The 19,887-nt window shown below is 52.0% G+C and carries 18 protein-coding genes; 14 read left to right on the top strand and 4 right to left on the bottom strand.

From position 1 onward, the window contains the following. Nucleotides 1-42: 42 nt before the first annotated feature. From RT52_RS14015 to nadE, 4 genes are all read left to right on the top strand, one after another. Nucleotides 43-1,134 (top strand): virulence factor, encoded by a 1,092-nt coding sequence (locus RT52_RS14015; RefSeq protein ID WP_034807637.1) that lies wholly within the window; start codon nt 43-45, stop codon nt 1,132-1,134. Between the two features lie 241 nt (nt 1,135-1,375). Continuing rightward, nucleotides 1,376-1,570, top strand: coding sequence for a hypothetical protein (locus tag RT52_RS14020; protein ID WP_034818010.1), 195 nt, complete (start codon nt 1,376-1,378; stop codon nt 1,568-1,570). A gap of 100 nt (nt 1,571-1,670) precedes the next feature. After that, the gene (locus RT52_RS14025; RefSeq protein ID WP_034818011.1) at nt 1,671-2,486 is read left to right on the top strand and encodes a BsuPI-related putative proteinase inhibitor; all 816 of its coding nucleotides are present in this window, start codon (nt 1,671-1,673) and stop codon (nt 2,484-2,486) included. Between the two features lie 122 nt (nt 2,487-2,608). Next, entirely contained in the window at nt 2,609-3,421 is an 813-nt protein-coding gene (gene nadE / locus RT52_RS14030; protein ID WP_034807626.1) for an ammonia-dependent NAD(+) synthetase, read from the top strand. Nucleotides 3,422-3,468: 47 nt separating this feature from the next. Here the strand turns inward: nadE and RT52_RS14035 are convergent, their stop codons facing one another. After that, complete coding sequence (locus RT52_RS14035; protein WP_034818012.1) at nt 3,469-3,855, bottom strand: disulfide bond formation protein B; 387 nt, start codon at nt 3,853-3,855, stop codon at nt 3,469-3,471. Between the two features lie 109 nt (nt 3,856-3,964). Between RT52_RS14035 and RT52_RS14040 the strand changes: the two genes are divergently transcribed. The 5 genes from RT52_RS14040 to RT52_RS14060 all read left to right on the top strand — a co-directional run bounded on the left by RT52_RS14040 (nt 3,965) and on the right by RT52_RS14060 (nt 9,472). Further along, nucleotides 3,965-4,843 (top strand): LysR family transcriptional regulator, encoded by an 879-nt coding sequence (locus RT52_RS14040; RefSeq protein WP_034818013.1) that lies wholly within the window; start codon nt 3,965-3,967, stop codon nt 4,841-4,843. Beyond that, nucleotides 4,840-5,961 (top strand): N-acetyldiaminopimelate deacetylase, encoded by a 1,122-nt coding sequence (locus RT52_RS14045; protein WP_034818014.1) that lies wholly within the window; start codon nt 4,840-4,842, stop codon nt 5,959-5,961. The genes RT52_RS14040 and RT52_RS14045 overlap by 4 nt, the downstream gene beginning before the upstream one ends. A gap of 306 nt (nt 5,962-6,267) precedes the next feature. Beyond that, the gene (locus RT52_RS14050) at nt 6,268-7,656 is read left to right on the top strand and encodes a cytochrome ubiquinol oxidase subunit I (protein ID WP_034818015.1); all 1,389 of its coding nucleotides are present in this window, start codon (nt 6,268-6,270) and stop codon (nt 7,654-7,656) included. A 14-nt stretch (nt 7,657-7,670) separates the two neighbouring features. Further along, entirely contained in the window at nt 7,671-8,702 is a 1,032-nt protein-coding gene (locus tag RT52_RS14055; protein WP_034818016.1) for a cytochrome d ubiquinol oxidase subunit II, read from the top strand. A 107-nt stretch (nt 8,703-8,809) separates the two neighbouring features. Beyond that, complete coding sequence (locus tag RT52_RS14060) at nt 8,810-9,472, top strand: potassium channel family protein (RefSeq protein WP_034818017.1); 663 nt, start codon at nt 8,810-8,812, stop codon at nt 9,470-9,472. Between the two features lie 30 nt (nt 9,473-9,502). On the opposite strand, the gene RT52_RS14065 is transcribed toward RT52_RS14060, so the two are convergent. Further along, on the bottom strand, nt 9,503-10,279 hold the full coding sequence (locus tag RT52_RS14065; protein ID WP_034818018.1) for a Cof-type HAD-IIB family hydrolase: 777 nt from the start codon (nt 10,277-10,279) through the stop codon (nt 9,503-9,505). A 216-nt stretch (nt 10,280-10,495) separates the two neighbouring features. On the opposite strand from RT52_RS14065, the gene rnjA reads away from it, so the two are divergent. Both rnjA and RT52_RS14075 read left to right on the top strand, forming a co-directional pair. Further along, nucleotides 10,496-12,163 (top strand): ribonuclease J1, encoded by a 1,668-nt coding sequence (rnjA, locus tag RT52_RS14070; protein ID WP_034807611.1) that lies wholly within the window; start codon nt 10,496-10,498, stop codon nt 12,161-12,163. 62 nt (nt 12,164-12,225) lie between these two features. Then, nucleotides 12,226-13,683, top strand: a complete 1,458-nt coding sequence (locus RT52_RS14075; RefSeq protein WP_034818019.1) for a phospholipase D family protein — start codon at nt 12,226-12,228, stop codon at nt 13,681-13,683. Between the two features lie 268 nt (nt 13,684-13,951). Here the strand turns inward: RT52_RS14075 and RT52_RS14080 are convergent, their stop codons facing one another. After that, nucleotides 13,952-15,577 (bottom strand): alpha/beta hydrolase, encoded by a 1,626-nt coding sequence (locus RT52_RS14080; RefSeq protein ID WP_034818020.1) that lies wholly within the window; start codon nt 15,575-15,577, stop codon nt 13,952-13,954. Nucleotide 15,578: 1 nt separating this feature from the next. Beyond that, nucleotides 15,579-16,118, bottom strand: a complete 540-nt coding sequence (def, locus tag RT52_RS14085; protein WP_034808635.1) for a peptide deformylase — start codon at nt 16,116-16,118, stop codon at nt 15,579-15,581. A gap of 330 nt (nt 16,119-16,448) precedes the next feature. On the opposite strand from def, the gene pdhA reads away from it, so the two are divergent. The 3 genes from pdhA to RT52_RS14100 all read left to right on the top strand — a co-directional run bounded on the left by pdhA (nt 16,449) and on the right by RT52_RS14100 (nt 19,887). Then, complete coding sequence (gene pdhA / locus RT52_RS14090) at nt 16,449-17,534, top strand: pyruvate dehydrogenase (acetyl-transferring) E1 component subunit alpha (protein WP_034808637.1); 1,086 nt, start codon at nt 16,449-16,451, stop codon at nt 17,532-17,534. A 3-nt stretch (nt 17,535-17,537) separates the two neighbouring features. Next, nucleotides 17,538-18,515, top strand: coding sequence for an alpha-ketoacid dehydrogenase subunit beta (locus tag RT52_RS14095; protein WP_034808639.1), 978 nt, complete (start codon nt 17,538-17,540; stop codon nt 18,513-18,515). 76 nt (nt 18,516-18,591) lie between these two features. Then, nucleotides 18,592-19,887, top strand: a complete 1,296-nt coding sequence (locus RT52_RS14100) for a dihydrolipoamide acetyltransferase family protein (protein ID WP_034808640.1) — start codon at nt 18,592-18,594, stop codon at nt 19,885-19,887.

Consider the following 19,887-nt stretch of genomic DNA (forward strand, 5'->3'; position numbering starts at 1 on the left):
TTTTTTGTCGTTTTCGTCACGATTGAGGGTGAGGTGATGACAATGAAACTGATAGCAATCGAACCGACGCCGAGCCCGAACAATCTGAAAATTATCGTCGAGCCAGCGTTCACAGGTAGAGGTGTCACGTATGACAAGGCGAGCACGGACGTCCCGGACGTCATTTCAGATATCGTTGCCCTGCGCGGCGTCAAGTCGGTCTATGCCGTCTCGGACTTTTTGGCAGTCGAGCGGCATCCGAAGCATGACTGGCACGACGTCATGAACGAGATTCGTCGCGCCTTCGGTGAAGACGTGCCAGAAGTGTCCGCCGCTCGGATGGCAGCGGATTACGAGCCGGTACATGTGTCGATCCAGTTCATTTTAGACGTGCCGATGCAAATCAAGCTCGTCAAAGGGGACGAAGAGAAGCGAGTCGGCCTATCGAAACGTTTCGTCGATGCGGCGATTGATGTGCAGGCACAAGTGAAAAATGTGATTCAAGACCGGCGCTGGGTCGAACAGGCACCGCGCTATGGTGAATTGGGAGACGTGGCGGACGTCGTCTTGGAGGAACTCGAGGCGGCGTACCCGCAAGACCGCGTGACGCGAATCGTCGCGCGCGCGTTCGGACGTGAGGCCGACTACGAGGCGAATGCGAACCGTTTGCAATCCGATAACTGGAAAGAGCGATTGGCGTTTCTAGACGAACTCGAGATTGTCCCGGATAATATCGTCTATTTCCGACGTGCGCTCGAGGATAACGTGATGGCGATTCGCCGTCAAGCGGTCGTCATGATTGGGATGTTTGAAACGAACCGGGAAGAGTACGTCACGTATATCGAACAGGCACTCGTCGACTCATCGCCGATCGTGCGTCGTACAGCAGGGGACACCGTGTCCGACTGGGCGCTCCCGCAATCGCAACCTTCGATGATTGAAGCGTTGAAAGATAAGAGCAAGCTCGTCCGCTGGCGAGCGGCCCGCTTCTTGTTCGATTGTGGTGACGAACAAGCCGTACCGGCGTTGAGAATCGCTGAGGACGACGCCGAGTTCGAAGTGGCGCTCCAAGCGCGTTTGGCGAAAGAGCGGATCACGAGCGGCGAGACGGCACTCGGGACGGTATGGCAACAAATTTCGAATCGTGCGAAATAAATCATTCGACAACAAAGTTTCGTCATCTTTTACAAGAATAGGCAAAGGGAGGGGGACGAATTGCGTTCTTCCTCTCTTTTTCTATAGGAAAGAAGTCTCTAATTGAAAACGGTTAACAATTCATTCCATACATTCGACACGTTGTCGACTAGGTCGTTCGACCTGTCGAACGATAAGACGTTATTTTTTTTGAAACGTTGCTACACTGAGTATATCTCATATCGAAAAAGGAGCCATACTCATGATGCTTTTTGCAGAAACACCCGAACTCGTAGCCTATAAGGAAGTGGTCGATGGCATCATCACCGTCATCTTTGAGTCAATCCATAGTGAGACGTTCTCGATCTCTGCACAAGTTCGTTCAGACATCGACGTCGCTGACTCGTTGTTCATGATTGGTTTACAACAATACGCTGAAACGCTTCAAGTTTCATAAAAAAGGTAAATAATATTAGGAAATAGATTACAAACGTCTGCACGAACGTATACACTAGTGCTATAGACGTTTTTTTATTTTTCAGAGGAGAGTGGGATACGTGAAGAAAACTTGGTTGCTCGTCGCGGTCGCGGCATTGCTCATCGTCGTGGCAGCGTGTGGGAAAGAAGAAGAGAATGCGAGTGATGTGGACGGGAACACGTCGACACCACCTGCCTTGTTGACGCTTGAGACGGATGCGAATTACGATGCGGCCGCGAAGCAGTTGGTCGTCCGTGTGTCGATGACGAACCCGAACGACGTGCCGGTGAACGTGACGTTCAACTCGTCGCAACGTTTCCAATTGATGGTCATGAACGGGGAGACGACGGTATTCGATTACGGTAGCGAGTACATGTTCACGGAATCGATCATTGAAGAGACGTGGGAAGCCGGCGAAACGAAAGTGTTCGACGAGACGTTCCCGCTCGACCTAGCGACAGGGGACTACACGGCCGACTTTGTCGGTCTCGGGCAAGTCGAAGGCGCTCCGGAAATGGCGGTGACCGACCAAACGCGGTTCACGGTCGAGGCGACTGAAGCCCCTGCTGAGGAGTCGAGTGAAGAAGCGACCGAAGAAGCGGCCGAAGAGTCGGGCACGGAGACGACCGAGGGTCCGCAAACGGATGGTGATTTCCGTGACGTGACAATCAAACGTAACGGCACGTTGATCGAGGTCTCAGGGTTTACGGACGTCGAAGAGTTCGAGTGGAGCATTTCGGACGGACATATGGTGTACGCAGAAGGTGCGGCGCAAGCTTCGACAGGAGATTTCGTGTTCGGCGCCCTTTTAGATGAAGAGCCGACAGAAGGTCAATCGCTATTCCTTGAATTGCTTCCGATTGGCGGAGACGTCACAGCGTTCCGCATCCAATAGCGAATCATGAGACGGGAACCGAGGTTTCCGTCTTTTTGATATGGGAATGAAAGAAGTTGACGATAAGGTTTCATTGTCAGACAATGAGACAAACGAACTGATGATGAGGGAGGAAACCATTGATGCAACAACATATTATCGAATCCACACACGTAGTACCGAACATCGACCCGGCTGAGGAAGTGCGCCGACGAATCGACTTTTTAAAGGCTTACGTCAGACGGGCCGGAGCGAAAGGCCTCGTGCTCGGCATCTCGGGAGGCCAAGATTCGACGCTTGCCGGAAAACTTTGTCAGCTCGCGATGGAAGAACTACGTCAGGACGGCGGCGATTATACGTTCTATGCGGTACGTCTCCCATATGGCGAGCAACATGACGAAGACGATGCGCAACGGGCCATCGAGTTCATCCGTCCGGACAATGTGTTCACGGTCAATATCAAACCGGCCGTCGACGCCTCGGTCGCCTCGTTCCAACAGGCGACCGGATTTGAACTCGGTGATTTCCATAAAGGGAACACGAAAGCGCGCGAACGGATGAAAGTTCAATACGACATCGCGGCGACGTTCGGGGCGCTCGTCGTCGGTACCGACCATGCGGCCGAGTACGTGACGGGCTTTTATACGAAACATGGCGACGGCGCCTGTGATTTGACACCGCTCACGGGGCTGAACAAACGGCAAGGCAAAGCGCTGTTGCACGAGCTCGAGGCACACGAGAGCTTGATTTACAAAGTGCCGACAGCCGACCTAGAAGACGACAAACCGGGTCTCCCGGACGAAGTCGCACTCGGCATGACCTATGATGAACTCGACGACTATCTCGAAGGGAAAGACGTCGATGCGGCCATCAAAGAGCGGATCGAGACGATTTTCAAGCGGGCACGTCACAAGCACCATATGCCGGCCTCGCTCTATGACGAGTGGTGGCAGTGATTGAAAAGAAGCGTCGGCCCCACAGGGCCAACGCTTCTTTTCCTGAATTATCGCTTACGAAACGGGACGAACTGAATGAGCAAGATGAGTGTGAAGGCGATTAGGCTCATGAGCGGAATCGTGACGAATCCGAAATAGTTGACCCAGCGAATGAGGCAATCATTGCTGCAAAACGCATCTCCGTTCGGGATACGCTCGAGGATGACATGATAGAGGGCGATGGCCCATCCCGTTCCCGCCATGAGGCCGACGAACAATCGGTTGACGGAACGGTTCGTGAACATGATGGTCATATAATAAATCGCGAGCGGATACATAAATATGCGTTGGAACCAACATAACTTGCACGGCAAGTAAAGCATGACTTCAGAAAAGTAAAGACTGCCGAGCGTCGCAATCGTGGCGACGATAAAGGCAAAATGGTGACGTTGCATCATTGTTCCTCCTGACAACTCAAAAAATTGATTAAACATGATATGATACAGTGAAGCAATAACGTATCCAGTATACAGGTTTCGAAACGATAGAGAAATAGGTGACGTCATGCAAGTATCAGAAGTGGAAGTGTTAATCGTCCTCGCCGAGGAATTGAATATGCGTAAAGCCGCAGAACGACTTTTCGTGTCGCAACCGGCGCTCAGTCAACGGCTCGTCACGATCGAGCATCAGTGGGGAAAGAAAATTTTTGTCCGCTCGACCCGCGGACTCGCCCTCACCCCGGACGGTGAGAAGATTATCGACTTTGCCAAAAAGATGTATAGCGAAGAGCAGGAGCTTCGCGGAGAGTTGACGGCGAAGCAAGGTGAGGTGTATGGTACGTTAAAGATTGCCGTCGCCTCGATTATGGGGCAGTATTGGTTGCCGCGCGTCTTGAAGCGTTTCGTTGAGCGCTATCCATCGGTCCGTGTCAAGTTGGTGACCGGTTGGTCGAGCGAGATGATGCGCTATATGTTAGAAGAAAATTTTCATATCGGCATCATCCGTGGCAATCCGGATTGGCGAGGCGAGAAGATGCGTTTGTTCTCGGATTCGCTCCACCTCGTCGATTTGAAGATGACGGATTTAAAACAGTTGAAGAATAACGAGCGTTCGTTCATCCAGTTCAAGAGCGACTCGACGTATTATCAAGAGATACTCGAATGGTGGCAAGAACGGTTCTCGAGCCCGCCGATGACGACGCTCGTCGTCGACCAAATCGAGACGTGTAAACAGATGGCGCTCCATGGGATTGGCTTTGCGATTTTGCCCGAGTCGACGATTCGGGATGTCGAGTCGATTCATAAGATCCCGCTCACGTCGTCGAACGGGACACCGCTCGTGCGGGACACGTGGATGCTGTCGACCGAGTCGATGCTTGAATTGGCACAAGTGCGGGCGTTTTGGGAAGTTGTTGAAGAAATGACGAAGGAGAGTGTGGAATGAGTTGGGCGATTGAAGCAAGAAGGCAGTTACATTTGATTCCAGAACGAGGGTATGAAGAGTTCAAGACGCAAGCGACGCTCGAGCAGTTGATTCGCTCGCTCGAGTCGCCGCGGGTGCACATCTCGCATTGGCGCACCGGCCTGTTCGTCCGTGTCGACGGACTTGTCGGCGACAAGACGATCGGTTATCGGGCCGATATGGACGGTCTGCCAATCACGGAAGAGACCGGTCTCGAGTTCGCCTCGCTCCATGAAGGGATGATGCATGCGTGTGGCCATGACGTGCACATGGCGATCGCGCTCGGTCTCATTAAACGCTCGGTCGAGGAACCGCTCGACCATAACCTCGTCATCTTCTTCCAACCGGCCGAGGAAGGGCCGGGCGGTGCCGAGCCGATGGCGATGTCAGAGCTGTTTTATCATTTCCGCCCTGATGCGATGTTTGGACTTCACGTCGCTCCGGAGTACCCGGTCGGCATGGTCGCTTCGCGTCCAGGCGTGTTGTTTGCGAGCGCACGTGAGCTTCACATGACGATTCACGGAAAAGGCGGGCACGGGGCGTTCCCGCATGCCGGCATCGACGCGGTCATCGTGCAAGCGGCGCTCATCATGCAATTACAGACGGTCGTCTCGCGCAACATCGACCCGATGGGCAGTGCCGTCGTCAGCATCGGTAAAGTCGTGGCCGGTACGAAAGAGAATATTATCGCCGACACAGCGAAACTCGATGGGACGATTCGGGCGCTGTCGGACAAAGAGATGGTCGTCCTCGAACGACGTATCCGTCAAATCATCGCCGGTGTCGAGATGACGTATAACGTTCACATCGACCTCGAGTTCGGCAACCGGTATCACGAGGTCGTCAACGACGAGCGTTACTTGTATCAGTTCGAAGAGGCGGTCGAGGAGATTGGCTATTCGTACAAGACGTGCGTGCCGGCCATGACGGGAGAAGATTTCGGGTACATGCTCAAACAAGTTCCCGGGTTTATGGTATGGCTCGGTGTGAACGACATGGGGTCCGGGTTGCATCAATCGACGCTCAACCCAGATGAGCGGGCCATCGATGTCGCCATCGACTTGTTCGACCACTATTTCCGGACGGTCACGATTTTATAATCGCCTTGAACCCCATTCATATATCGAGAAAGACGAACCATTTCGCTAAGACGATCGGTTCGTCTTTTTTGTTGGAAATGTGTGAAATCATGCTTTCGATATGCAGAAAGCGGGAATTCATTATGATTGTAAAGCGACGATTTTGTTAAGATTGCTCAAATGTGAACATTTTGCGAACTTGAGCATTGAGACATTACAGCGCCATATAAAATCTTTATGATAAGGTTATCCAATGGAAATCATCATTGATTTGGCGTTTCAGGCAACGGTTTGAAGCGATAGAGAGAGATAGGAGGGTATCAATAGATGTTTCAAGATCCTGTCCTGATGAGTCGAGCGTTAACGGCACTCACGCTGGGCTTCCACGTGATTTTTGCCACACTCGGCGTCGGGGTTCCACTTTTAATTTTATTGGCTGAATTTTTAGGGATTAAAAAGAAAGATCCAAAATACACACTCATGGCCCGACGGTGGTCACGAGGGTATGTCGTGACCGTAGCGGTCGGTGTTGTCACAGGGACGGCCATCGGGCTGCAATTATCCCTATTGTGGCCGAACTTGATGCGCGTGGCCGGTCAGACGATTGCGCTCCCGCTATTCATGGAGACGTTCGCGTTCTTCTTTGAAGCCATCTTCCTCGGTATTTATTTGTACACGTGGGACCGCTTTAAAAACCCATGGCATCATATGCTCGTCGGGATTCCCGTCGCGGTCGGGGCATTGTTCTCCGGTTTCTTCATTACAACGGTGAACAGTTTCATGAACCAACCGGTCGGGTTTGATATCATCGACGGACGACTTGCGAACGTGAGTCCGATTGAGGCGATGTTCAGTCCGGCCATGCCGACGAAGATGTCGCACGTGCTCACGTCGGCCATTTTGACGTCTGCGTTCATTTTGGCGGCAATCGCTGCGGTGCAACTTCTCCGTAGCCATCGCAACCAGCTCGACCAAGCGACGATCGCCTACCATAAGCGCGGGCTTCGCTTGACGATGACGGTCGCGTTGATCTTCGCGATTGCGACAGCGCTCGTCGGTGACTTCTCTGGTAAATATTTGGCGAAGTATCAGCCGGACAAATTGGCGGCTGCGGAATGGCACTTTGAGACGTCGTCTGAGGCCGAGCTCATTTTAGGGGGCTGGCTCGAAGATGACGGACAAGGTGGATACGAAGTGCGCGGGGCCATCAAGATTCCGTATGCGCTCTCGATTTTAGCCGGTGGTGTCCCGGACTATGAAGTGACGGGATTGAACGAGTTCGCGCAAGAGGACCAACCGCCGCTCTTTGTTCACTATCTGTTCGATGCGATGGTCGGGATTGGGATGCTCTTGGCACTCATTTCGTTCCTGTTCGTGCTCGGACGGTATATTAAACGCTTGAATCAATTCAGTAAACCGATGCTCATCGCCATCGCAGCCGGTGGTCCGCTCGCGATGATGGCCATCGAATTTGGTTGGTTCTTCGCCGAATTCGGTCGTCAGCCTTGGGCGCTGTATGAACTTATGCGCACGAGTGAAGCGGCGACGACGTCGGCGAACGTTGGTTGGATGCTTGTCGCTTTCGCGATCCTCTATGCGGTTCTTGGCGTGGTCACGGTGCTCGTCTTGACGCGTCTGTTCAAGGACAACCCAGTTGGGAAAGAACTAAAACAATCGGAACATCGCGGTGAAGCGATGTTTGCCGATGAAGTGTGATCGGAGGGTATGACATGGAGATTCAAGAATTAGGGATTGCCGTCTTATGGACGTTCTTGTACGGTTATCTCATTGTCGCATCGATTGATTTCGGTGCTGGCTTCTTCGCTTTCTATAGCAAGTACACGAAGCGAGACCATATGGTCAACCGTCTGATTGCACGGTATTTATCGCCGACGTGGGAAGTGACGAACGTGTTTTTTGTCTTCTTCTTCGTCGGGATCGTCGGGTTCTTCCCGGATACGGCCTACTACTACGGGACGGCACTCCTCATCCCGGCCTCGGTCGTGTTGATTCTTTTGGCGATTCGCGGTAGCTTTTACGCGTTCGCGAACTACGGTTCAAAAGAGAGCACGCTCTATATGTTCTTGTATGGGGCGACCGGTTTGTTGATTCCGGCCTCGATGTCGACTGTCCTCACAGTCAGTCAAGGCGGGTTCATCAACGAGACGGAGGCTGGCGTCTTTTTCGACGGCATGAAGTTGTTCACGAACTTCTACTCGTGGACGGTCGTCACGCTCGCCATCGTCTCGGTGCTCTACATCAGTGCGATGTTCCTCTTGTTCTATGCGGATAAAGCCGGGGACAAGACAGCGATGGGGCTCGTCCGGAAATGGGCGCTGTTCTGGAGTGTTCCGACCATCATCGCCTCGGGCCTTGTCTTCTTTGGTCTCAAGTCACAAGCGGCTTGGCACTATGAGCGGATTTTGGCGGGCAACTGGTGGTGGTTCGCGGTAAGTTTCATCTTCTTCGTCGCAGCGGTCGCGCTCGTCTATTTGAAGCGGAACTACGGAATCGCGTTCCTCATGGTCATGGGTCAGTTCTTCATGGCCTGGTTCGGCTACGGATATACGCATTTGCCGTATATCTTGTATCCGTATATTGATATCAACGGAAGCGTCGTCAACGAGTCGATGGCCATCGCGCTCGTCGTCGTCTTCATTCTAGGTTTGTTACTCCTCGTTCCGGCACTATATTTGTTGCTTCGACTGTTCTTGTTCGACAACGATTACGTGCGTGGCAAACGTTCGAGCGGCAAAGCGTAAGACCGGGTCTTCCCGGTCTTTTTTTATATAGTTTTTTTTTAGTGAATCGGTTACACTGAACGAAGAATCGAGAACAGAATGCGCGGTTGGAAAGGGATGTATGAATCATGACAGGTGAATTTGCAGTCATCGGGTTAGGACGTTTTGGCGGGTCGATCGTTCGTGAGTTGTCGGCGAACGGATACGATGTCCTCGCCATCGATGCGGACGAAGAACGCGTCAACGAATTTATGGGATTGGCCACGCACGCGGTCATCGCCGATACGACAGACGAGAACGTATTGAAGAGTCTCGGAATTCGTAACTTCGAGCATGTCATCGTGGCGATTGGGGAGAATATCCAAGCGTCGATTTTGACGACGCTCATCTTGAAAGAGCTCGGCGTTCAAATCATCACGGTAAAAGCGACGAACGACTACCATGAGAAAGTGTTGCGCCGCATCGGGGCCGACAATATCGTCCATCCGGAACGTGACATGGGCGTCCGAATCGCCAATGGGTTGATGAGCCAAAGCATTTTGGATTATTTGGAGCTCTCGAACGAACATTCGATCGTGGAGATCAAGGCCGGCGAGAAGCTGTCGAACAAGTCGCTCATCGACTTGGACCTCCGCGCCAAATACGGCGTCAACATCGTGGCGATTCGCCGTGACGACGACGTCCTCATCTCGCCGCAAGCAGACGAGATGATTTTGCCGGAAGACATTCTAATCATCATCGGAAAAGATACCGACCTCGACCGACTCGAACGTACACTTCGGTCCAGATAAAAACGAGAGGCGCGCGCCTCTCGTTTTGTGTTAAATCAAATTCATTTTCTTCAAGCCGTATTCAATCCCGTCGTCGAGGATGGACTTCGTCACGTAATCGGCCGCCTCTTTCGCCTCGACGCGTCCGTTGCCCATCGCGATGCCAGTTCCGACGTATTGGAGCATCGCTAAATCGTTCAGCGCATCACCGAACGCATACGTGTTCTCGAGCCGGTAGCCGTTCGCTTCGATGAAGTGACGAATGCCGTCGGCCTTGCTCGCCCCGCGATTGATGACGTCCATCGCGTGCGGGTGCCAGCGGATGAAGTCGAACTCTTCGTAGGCGTTCACGTAATGGTGCTCATCTTCGGGTGTGCAGTATAGGAGCGTCTGGTAGACGTCTTGTTCTTTATGGAAGTTCGGCGCAAACGAAGGAATCGGCATGTCGAGCTCGCCGAGTGATTGCTCGACGATGGTATCGTTTCGCCGGGTCGCCCCGCCTCGATGCTGACCGAGATAGACGAGCGTATGATCATTTGAATCGGCATGACTGGTCAAACGCGTCAACGCGCTCGTCGGCAACGTGTTCCGATAGACGACTTCTCCGTCATGCACGACGATTTGCCCGTTGTAGCAGACGAAGCTATTGATTCCGACTTGCTCGGGAATGTTCGATAACATCGCCGGTCCACGGCCTGTCGCGATGAACGTCTCGACACCGTTCACCTGTAACTGTTTGATTGCGCGGATGGTCGAGGGCGGGATGTACGTCCCGTCGTGAAGAAGGGTCCCGTCAATGTCGAAAAAGACAACTTTCTGATCTTCCATGTTCATTCACCATGCTTTCTCTGTCTGATAATGGTCTTGCTATACTCAAAAGCATAACATGAAATCGCGAAACAACCCTCAATCTGACGTCATTAGTGAAATATTGACACAATATGAGCTATAATGAAGAAAGAATCTTACGGAACGTAACCATACTGCGAGAATCACTTATGTTTCACATAGATGAAATCAACTATTTTAGTAAGGAGAGATTAAATGAAGTTTGTAAAGAACCACCAAACGGCCGTGTTCGCACTAGGCGGACTCGGTGAAATCGGGAAGAACACGTACGTCGTTCAATTCCAAGACGAGATTATCGTCATCGATGCCGGTATCATGTTCCCGGAGGACGATTTGCTTGGAATCGACTACGTCATTCCGGATTACACTTATCTGATTAAAAACAAAGATAAAGTCAAAGGGGTATTCATCACCCATGGACACGAAGACCATATCGGCGGCATCCCGTTTCTCTTGAAGCAAGTGAAACTGCCGATTTATGCGACGAAGCTCGCGCTTGGCCTCATCAAAGTGAAGCTTGAAGAGCACGGATTGCTTCGCGAAGCAGAACTCCACGAGATTGACGAGGATGCGATTGTCAAATTCCGTAAGACGAGCATCTCGTTCTTCCGGACGACCCACTCGATTCCGAACTCGCTCGGTGTCGTCGTCAAGACGCCGCAAGGGAACATCGTTCATACGGGCGATTTCAAGTTCGACTTCACGCCAGTCGGTGAACCGGCCGACCTCGCCAAGATGGCGGAAATCGGGAAAGAGGGCGTCCTTTGTCTCTTATCCGACTCGACGAACGCGGAAGTCGAAGGGTTCACGATGAGTGAACGTGTCGTCGGCGGCACGATCAGTGAGACGTTCCGCAAAGCGGAAGGACGCATCATTTTCGCGACGTTCGCTTCGAACATCTATCGCCTGCAACAAGTCATCGACGCATGCGCCGAGACAGGACGTCACTTGCTCATCTTCGGCCGTTCGATGGAGAAGGTCATGACGATCGGGCAAGAGCTCGGATTCATCAACGTCCCGAAAGGCATGATCATCGAGGCGAACCAAATGCGCAACTATGACCCGAACGAAGTGGCGATTCTTTGTACCGGTTCACAAGGGGAGCCGATGGCAGCCCTTAGCCGAATCGCGAACGGGACGCACCGCCAAGTGTCCATCATCCCAGGTGACACGGTCATCTTCTCGTCGTCACCGATCCCAGGTAACGCTATCTCGGTCGGGAAAACGATTGACCAGCTGTATAAAGCGGGCGCGGACGTCGTCTATGGTAAGTTGACGAACATCCATACGTCAGGTCACGGCTCACAACAAGAGCAGTTGCTCATGATTCGATTGCTCAACCCGAAATTCTTCATGCCGATTCACGGCGAGTATCGAATGTTGAAGAAACACGCCGAACTCGCTGAATCGGTCGGGATCCCGAAAGAGAACAGTTTCGTCATGGATAACGGGGAAGTGCTCGCGGTCGACGCCGACTCGGCAGCCGTAACCGGCAAGATTTCCGCGAACGCCGTTTATATCGACGGGAACGGCATCGGGGATATCGGCAACATCGTCTTGCGCGACCGTCGCATCCTCTCAGAGGACGGGCTCGTCGTCGTCGTCATCAGCATTGACGGCAAGACACGCAAACTCGTCTCCGGGCCAGACATCATCTCGCGCGGTTTCGTCTACATGCGTGAGTCGGGTAGCTTGATTCGTGACGGTGAGCGTCTGTTGAAGAAGACGGTCGAACAAGGTTTGTCGAACAAGCAGATGAAATGGTCAGAGTTGAAACAACTCGTTTCCGATACGCTTACACCATATTTGGCACAAAAAACGAGAAGACACCCAATGGTTCTTCCGATTATTATGGAAGTATGATCGAACGGGCTGTAGGAGACTACGGCCCGTTTTTTGAACCGAACAATAAGGAGCGGGTGCAGATGGCAGAGAAAAAGAGGAGACGTGGATGGGTGAAGTGGGGCGTTGCCGTGCTACTCGTCCTCTTCCTTATTACGATGATTTATCACCAAGTCAAGCCGTTACCAGAAGGCGTATCACGGGCGTCAGAACCGGTCGCGATTTCAGACGACCAAATCGATTTCCTGTTTGACTTGACGTACCAAGGCGAGGACACGGAAGTGAACGAAATGGAGATTTTTCAAGACGTCGAACGATCGATTCGTGAGGCGCGCGAGTATGTCGTCATGGACTTTTTCTTATTTAATCCTTATTCAAATGAAGATCGACAATATCCGACGATCACGGCTCGTTTGACGGCGGCGCTCCTCGAGCAGATGGAGGCGTATCCGGATTTGAACGTCGTCGTCATCACCGATGAAATCAACACGACGTATAACGGGCATCCTGCCGATCATCTCGACTTATTGGAGGAGGCGGGCGCTGAAATCGTCTATACAAATTTAGATGCCCTTCGCGATCCAAACATCCTGTATTCCACTGTGTATCGGATGGCTTTCCAATGGTTTGGGGATAGCCAGAACGGCTGGCTCCCGAACCCGATGGCAAAGTCGGCACCGGACATCACCATCCGGTCCTATTTACGACTGTTGAACGTGAAGGCGAACCATCGGAAAGTCATGGTGACCGAGAACGAAGGGTTTGTCTTGTCGGCGAATCCGCATGACGCGAGCGGGTATCATTCGAACGTCGGGGTCCGCCTTGACGGTCCAATCCTCGCTGATATTTTAGAAGGGGAAGAGGCGATTGCCCGATTCTCGAAAGGGGACGAGGCGAGGTTCCCGGATGAAGAGAAGTTAGCGAACCTTCGGGAGGAAGACTCGGACGGACCGATGCAAATCCGATACGTGACCGAGTCGAAGATTGAAGAGGCGGTCATCGACGGGATGGATCAGGCGAAAGCGGGGGAGACGATTTGGGTCGGCATGTTCTATTTGGCTGACCGAGACATCATCCATGCCATTCACCGGGCCGCAGAGCGGGGCGTCTTCGTCAAACTGATCCTCGACCCGAACACGAATGCGTTTGGGCGGGACAAGTCGGGTCTACCGAACTTGCCGGTGACAGCCGAACTGAACACGGTCAACCCTGATCAAATCGAGATTCGGTGGTACGAAGTCGGTGACGAACAGTATCATCCGAAACTGTTGTATGTGGAAGGGGAACGACAAGTCGTCGTCATCGGTTCTGGGAACTATACGGCGCGTAACATGAACGACTACAATTTAGAAGCCGATGTCGAAGTCGTCGCGACGACCGAGACGGAGTTTATGAACGAAGTCGACGGCTACTTCAAACGGTTGTGGAACAATGAAGAAGGAACGTATACGCTCGCGTACGAAGAGATTCAAACGGACTTGCCAATTGGTAAGTATTTGATTTACTGGTTGCAAAAACTGACGTGGACGATGACGTACTAACAAAGAAACCCGCCTTCGTGAAGAGGGCGGGTTCAGACTGTAGACAAAACATTGTCTGCAGTTTTTTTATTTGCCCGACTAGGCACAGCTCGCTTTTCTGGGGGCAAGCAGGGAGCCGCATCGCTTAACGCTGCTGGGTCTCCCAATGCTTGCTATTCCCCTAGAAGTCTCGCCGTGCCATCGGTCGGTCCACGCCTCCATCCCTCTTTCGTACCCCGTTCCTTTTTTAAACGAGAGGTAGAGAAACATTCACGAAGGCGGGCTTTCGTCAGTTTGTTTCGACCGGGTTGAACTCGTTCGTATACTCGTACAGGAATCGTCCCGTATCGCGGAGCACGTCCGTCTTCCGATGGAGCGAGAAGTGGTCGTACGGGACGGTCTCCGTCGTGATGTTGTTCGTATAGTCTTCGAGGAGGAGGGAGCTCGAGGGCTCGATCAAATTGAACTCCCCACCGCGCCCGGCGAACGACAACACTTGAACGGAACGCGGCCACGTCTCGAGCTTCGACTGGAACGCCACAAGTCCGTCCGATGTTGGGGACAAGTCCCGGATGGCGGCACTCCCTGTGTTGACGCCGAAGTTGCTTGCCGATAGACCGAAGTTGGCGAGGCGAGTGCCGGCGAACGGGCTGTCGAACGAGACGAATTTATCAATCAAGTACTTGTCTTGGTTCAAGATATAGTTCGCGGCCGCGACGCCGCCCATACTATGGCCGATCAAATACATTCGCTCGAACGACTTGTTGCGTTCGGCCTTATACGTCTCAATCGCCGCGTTCAACCATTTCGTCTGATTGTTCAGCGAAGCCTCGGCGTCTTCGTATTCGATGCGGACGATCGGACGGTTCGAGCTATAGTCGTTGATGACGCAGTCGACCTCGCTCTCTGTCGAAACGGTACAGAGGGCGCCATCCTTGGCGAGGCCACGCTGCTCCATGAACTGGGAGAAGCGCAGGAACGTCCGGTCCGTCCCGAGCAGACCATGGACGGCGAACGTCGGGATGAACTCGTCGGTCTGGGCCGCTTGGCGCACCGCCTCGGCTTTCCGTTCGGTCGTCAACTCTTCCCGGACGGTCACGATGATGATGGAGAGTGCCAAGACGACGATGAGCACACCGAGTAGACGCGAGCGAATGGACGTTTTGTTCGGGTCGCCGGCGTTCTGTCGATATTTCCGCCAAATGAAGAAACTGGCGAGGCTAACGACGACGAAAGCGACGACCGTGATGATCCACGCCTTCACGTTCGGCACATGGGCGACGAGCGTCATATTGTTTTGTCGGCCTCCGTACACTTGCCATTCGACATGCTTCATCGAACGGAGGTCGAGCCCGGTGCCGTCTTCAACAAACACACCCGTCGGTACGGTTAAGTTGAAACGAATATCGGCTTGACGGACATAGCGCTCGGCGAGCTGTTTCGGTGAGCCGCTCAAGTTGAGGCCTGGTAGCTCGATTCGGTCCAGACGTAAATCCAGGTTCGTGTTGAGCACATAGGAGTCGAACCAAATGCCTTCTTCTTTTTGCACATCGAACTCCATGTCAGGCGGGACGAGGATACCGGCTGGACCGGTCTTCCATTCTTCTTTAATGTTTTGTAACTCATCGACATTGTCGAACGTCTTCTTAAGCACCATGCCCTCGTAATCGTCTTCGCTCGAGTAGTCACGTGTCGCGTAACCGTTATCGTTCGCTTGTTGCTTCCATGTATCCCAATCGAGCCGCAAATTGAGCAGCTTCATGACGGGGTGGTCGCGAAACGCATACGTCGTCTCGAGCGTGACCGATTGATCATAATGAACAGTGGCGTCATATTCGATGCGGACACATCCACCGATTAAAAGAAATAAAAATGGGAATACTAACAACAGCGCCTTTTTTTTCACGTTCGTCACCTCAGATTGGCTCACCATAAGTCTCAAGCGGATTGGTCGGGTTGATGCGGTCGTAGAACATGACGCCGTCTAAGTGGTCGAGCTCGTGTTGGCAGACGATGGCCCGCATGCCACGAAGGCGCAATTTGATTGGGTTGCCGTCACGATCGAACCCTTCGAGGGTGATACGGCGATGGCGCGGCACATTTCCGTTGACGACACGGTCGACAGACAAGCACCCTTCACCGCCGTTCAAGTACGTCTGCTCCACCGAGTGGCTCGTAATCCTTGGGTTGAAAATGGACAGCTTGAACGTCTCGTCTTCCTCTTGCAACAGGACGGTGAAGAAGCGGCGATTGACGCCGAGTTGCGGTGCCGCAATCCCGACGCCTCCGCGAAGCTCATATTTTTCGCTAATCTCCGGGTCCTGGCTATTGACGAGGAACGTCTCCATCTCGTCAAGAAGCTCCAAATCTTCAGCCGTAGGAGGGATTGGGACTTCTGTCGAGCGAAGGCGAAGTCGGTCGTCCCCTTCACGAATCACATCTTTCATCGTTAACATGTACAACTTCCTTTCCAATTTCGATATGCCTCATTATATCATATTTAATGGGGAAATCCTCGAGATGGTACAGAAGGTGAAACGAAAATGATACAGAGGCGAAATGAGTGAAAAGATGTGTTCATGTAAGCGTTTTTATAAGGTAAGCATATTTTTTGCGTTATTATAACAACCCGTTTTATACTGTCTAAGAAACGGCAGGAACAGAATTACTTTCCTGTATCACGTTAATACAGATTGCTTTTTTGGACAGATACACTTAAGATTTGAGGTAGTGTTTGATCACAAAAAAGACAATTGTCTCATAGTTGAAAGGATGAGGTGAAACGAATGAACAACGTTCAGGTACTTCAAAACGTGGAAGAAAACTTCCAAACGTTCCGTATTCTCGACGAGAAGGGCGAAGTCGTCAACCAAGACGCTATGCCCGACGTAACGGACGAGCAACTTCAGGAGCTTATGCGCCGCATGGTCTATACTCGAATCTGGGACCAACGTGCAATCTCACTTAACCGTCAAGGTCGCCTAGGCTTCTACGCGCCAGTGGCAGGTCAAGAAGCAACGATGATCGGGACGCAATACGCGCTCGACAAACAAGACTGGATCCTTCCAGGCTACCGTGATATCCCACAACTCGTATTCCACGGACTTCCGCTTTATCAAGCGTTCTTGTTCTCACGTGGACACGTTGCAGGGAACCGCATCCCTGAAGACGTCAACGTCTTGATGCCACAAATCATCATCGGCGCACAAATCATCCAAGCAGCGGGCGTGGCCATGGGCCTCAAACGCAACGGCAACACAAACGTCGCCATTACTTACACGGGTGACGGTGGTTCATCACAAGGTGACTTCTACGAAGGTTTGAACTTTGCAGGTGCATTCAAATCACCAGCCATCTTCGTCGTTCAAAACAACCGCTTCGCGATCTCGACTCCTGTCGAGAAGCAAACTGCAGCTAAAACGATCGCGCAAAAAGCTGTCGCAGCGGGCATCAACGGAATCCAAGTTGACGGAATGGACGTTCTCGCTGTCCTCGCCGCAACGCAACAAGCGCGTAAAGACGCACTTGACGGAACGCCGACGCTCATCGAAGCACTCACATACCGCTACGGACCACATACGCTCGCTGGGGATGACCCAACACGTTACCGTACGAAAGAACTCGACACAGAGTATCAAGAAAAAGATCCACTCGTACGCTTCCGTCTCTTCCTCGAAGGCAAAAAGCTTTGGAACGAAGACATGGAGAACGAAGTGATCGAGCAAGCGAAAGCTGACGTGAAAGAAGCAATCAGCCTCGCTGACAAAGAACCAAAACAAAAAGTTTCGGACTTCATCAACAACATGTTCGAAGAACTTCCTGCTAACTTGAAAGAGCAGCTCGAAGAATATACTGCAAAGGAGTCGAAGTAAGTTATGGCTCAAATGACAATGATCCAAGCGATTACTGATGCGATGCGCGTTGAAATGAAGCGCGACGAGAAAGTACTTCTTTTCGGAGAAGACGTTGGTAAAAACGGTGGGGTATTCCGTGCGACAGAAGGCCTCCAAGACGAGCTCGGCGAAGACCGCGTCTTCGACACGCCGCTTGCTGAGTCTGGTATCGGTGGTCTTGCCATCGGTCTCGGTCTCACTGGTTTCCGTCCAATCATGGAAGTTCAATTCTTCGGTTTCGTATTCGAAGTATTTGACTCAATCGCAGCTCAAATGGCACGGATGCGTTACCGTTCAGGCGGCGCTTACAGCCAGCCAATCACAATCCGTTCACCATTCGGTGGCGGTGTAAAAACACCTGAACTTCATGCGGATAGCCTCGAAGGCTTGATGGCTCAGACACCTGGTCTTAAAGTCGTCATCCCGTCGACTCCGTACGATGCAAAAGGACTCTTGATCGCGTCAATCCGCGACAACGACCCTGTCGTTTTCCTCGAGCACATGAAGCTTTACCGTTCATTCCGTGGCGAAGTACCTGAAGGCGAATACACGATCGAGCTTGGAAAAGCAGACGTGAAGCGTGAAGGGACTGACGTTTCAATCATCACATACGGTGCGATGGTCCACACGTCACTCAAAGCAGCGGAAGAACTCGAAAAAGAAAACATCAACGTAGAAGTCATCGACCTCATGACAGTGAGCCCGCTTGATATCGATACAATCGTCGAGTCTGTTAAAAAGACTGGCCGTGCGATCGTCGTTCAAGAGGCACAGCGTCAAGCAGGTATCGCGGCAAACGTTGTAACTGAAATTCAAGAACGCGCAATTCTTCACCTCGAAGCACCAGTGCTTCGTGTGACTGCACCTGACACAGTTTTCGCCTTCGCACAAGGAGAAGACGCATGGTTACCTGACCATAAAGATGTCGTTGCAAAAGTTAAGGAAGTTATCAACTTCTGATCGTGTTCATTTGGCGATGAGGGAGAATTGTCTCCCTCGTCGTGTTTACATGATTATTTGATGGGAGGAAAAACCAGTGGCAGTATTTGAATTTAAATTACCAGACATCGGTGAAGGAATTCACGAAGGTGAAATCGTCAAGTGGTTCGTAAAAGACGGGGACACAGTAAAAGAGGATGATATCCTCCTCGAAGTACAAAACGACAAGGCTGTCGTTGAAATCCCAGCTCCAGTTGATGGAACAGTCAAAGAAGTCAAAGTCTCTGAAGGAACAGTTGCCGTCGTCGGTGACGTCCTCATCACGTTCGACATCGAAGGTGACGCGCCAGCAGGCGAAGAGGAAGCAGCTCCTGAACAGCCAAAAGCTGAAGAGAAGACTGAAGAGACAGTTCAAGCTGACGTGAAAGAAGACGGCCCGCGTGAAGTTCAACTTCACAAGTCGGAGCGCGTCATCGCGATGCCTTCGATTCGCAAGTACGCTCGCGAAAAAGGCGTCGACATCCGTGAAGTCAAAGGTTCAGGCGATAACGGTCGCGTCTTGAAAGAAGACATCGATGCGTTCGCTAACGGTGAAGCACCAGCAGCAGAAGCTACAACAGAGAAAACAGAATCTGTAGCTCCGGCAGCGGCAGCGAAAACGGAAATCAAGCCTTACGAGTCAGCTACACCTGAACTCGAAACGCGTGAGAAGATCCGTGGAATCCGTAAAGCGATCTCGAAAGCGATGGTCAACTCGAAACACACAGCGCCACACGTTACACTCATGGACGAAGTCGACGTCACGAAACTCGTCGCACTCCGTAAAGAGTTCAAACAAGTCGCGGCTGACCAAGGCGTGAAACTCACGTACTTGCCGTTCGTTGTGAAAGCATTGACAGCTGCAGCGAAAGCTTACCCAGCGATCAACGCATCAATCGACGATGTGAACGAAGAAATCGTCTACAAAAACTACTACAACATCGGTATCGCTGCTGACACGGACAACGGCCTCGTCGTTCCTGTCGTCAAAGAAGCAGACCGTAAATCAATCTATGCACTCGCTACAAACATCAATGAGCTTGCCGGTAAAGCACGTGAAGGTAAACTCGCTGGGGACGACATGAAAGGCGGATCGATCACAATCACGAACATCGGTTCTGCTGGTGGACAATGGTTCACACCTGTCATCAACCACCCAGAAGTTGCGATTCTCGGTATCGGCCGCATCGCTGAAAAAGCTGTCGTCAAAGACGGCGAAATCGTTGCAGCACCAGTGCTCGCGCTTTCATTCAGCTTTGACCACCGCCTCATCGACGGTGCGACTGCTCAAAACGCACTCAACATGGTGAAACGTTTGCTTCAAGATCCAGCACTTCTAATGATGGAGGGATAA

The organism is Exiguobacterium alkaliphilum 12/1 (assembly GCF_000714435.1).
Lineage (GTDB): Bacteria > Bacillota > Bacilli > Exiguobacteriales > Exiguobacteriaceae > Exiguobacterium > Exiguobacterium alkaliphilum.

Excerpts from the sequence above, each read along its gene's own strand:
- RT52_RS14015 (WP_034807637.1), top strand. The coding sequence starts at position 43 with ATGAAACTGATAGCAATCGAACCGACGCCGAGCCCGAACAATCTGAAA.
- RT52_RS14020 (WP_034818010.1), top strand. The coding sequence starts at position 1,376 with ATGATGCTTTTTGCAGAAACACCCGAACTCGTAGCCTATAAGGAAGTG.
- nadE (WP_034807626.1), top strand. The coding sequence starts at position 2,609 with ATGCAACAACATATTATCGAATCCACACACGTAGTACCGAACATCGAC.
- RT52_RS14035 (WP_034818012.1), bottom strand. The coding sequence starts at position 3,855 with ATGCAACGTCACCATTTTGCCTTTATCGTCGCCACGATTGCGACGCTC.
- RT52_RS14040 (WP_034818013.1), top strand. The coding sequence starts at position 3,965 with ATGCAAGTATCAGAAGTGGAAGTGTTAATCGTCCTCGCCGAGGAATTG.
- RT52_RS14045 (WP_034818014.1), top strand. The coding sequence starts at position 4,840 with ATGAGTTGGGCGATTGAAGCAAGAAGGCAGTTACATTTGATTCCAGAA.
- RT52_RS14050 (WP_034818015.1), top strand. The coding sequence starts at position 6,268 with ATGTTTCAAGATCCTGTCCTGATGAGTCGAGCGTTAACGGCACTCACG.
- RT52_RS14055 (WP_034818016.1), top strand. The coding sequence starts at position 7,671 with ATGGAGATTCAAGAATTAGGGATTGCCGTCTTATGGACGTTCTTGTAC.
- RT52_RS14060 (WP_034818017.1), top strand. The coding sequence starts at position 8,810 with ATGACAGGTGAATTTGCAGTCATCGGGTTAGGACGTTTTGGCGGGTCG.
- RT52_RS14065 (WP_034818018.1), bottom strand. The coding sequence starts at position 10,279 with ATGGAAGATCAGAAAGTTGTCTTTTTCGACATTGACGGGACCCTTCTT.
- rnjA (WP_034807611.1), top strand. The coding sequence starts at position 10,496 with ATGAAGTTTGTAAAGAACCACCAAACGGCCGTGTTCGCACTAGGCGGA.
- RT52_RS14075 (WP_034818019.1), top strand. The coding sequence starts at position 12,226 with ATGGCAGAGAAAAAGAGGAGACGTGGATGGGTGAAGTGGGGCGTTGCC.
- def (WP_034808635.1), bottom strand. The coding sequence starts at position 16,118 with ATGTTAACGATGAAAGATGTGATTCGTGAAGGGGACGACCGACTTCGC.
- pdhA (WP_034808637.1), top strand. The coding sequence starts at position 16,449 with ATGAACAACGTTCAGGTACTTCAAAACGTGGAAGAAAACTTCCAAACG.
- RT52_RS14095 (WP_034808639.1), top strand. The coding sequence starts at position 17,538 with ATGGCTCAAATGACAATGATCCAAGCGATTACTGATGCGATGCGCGTT.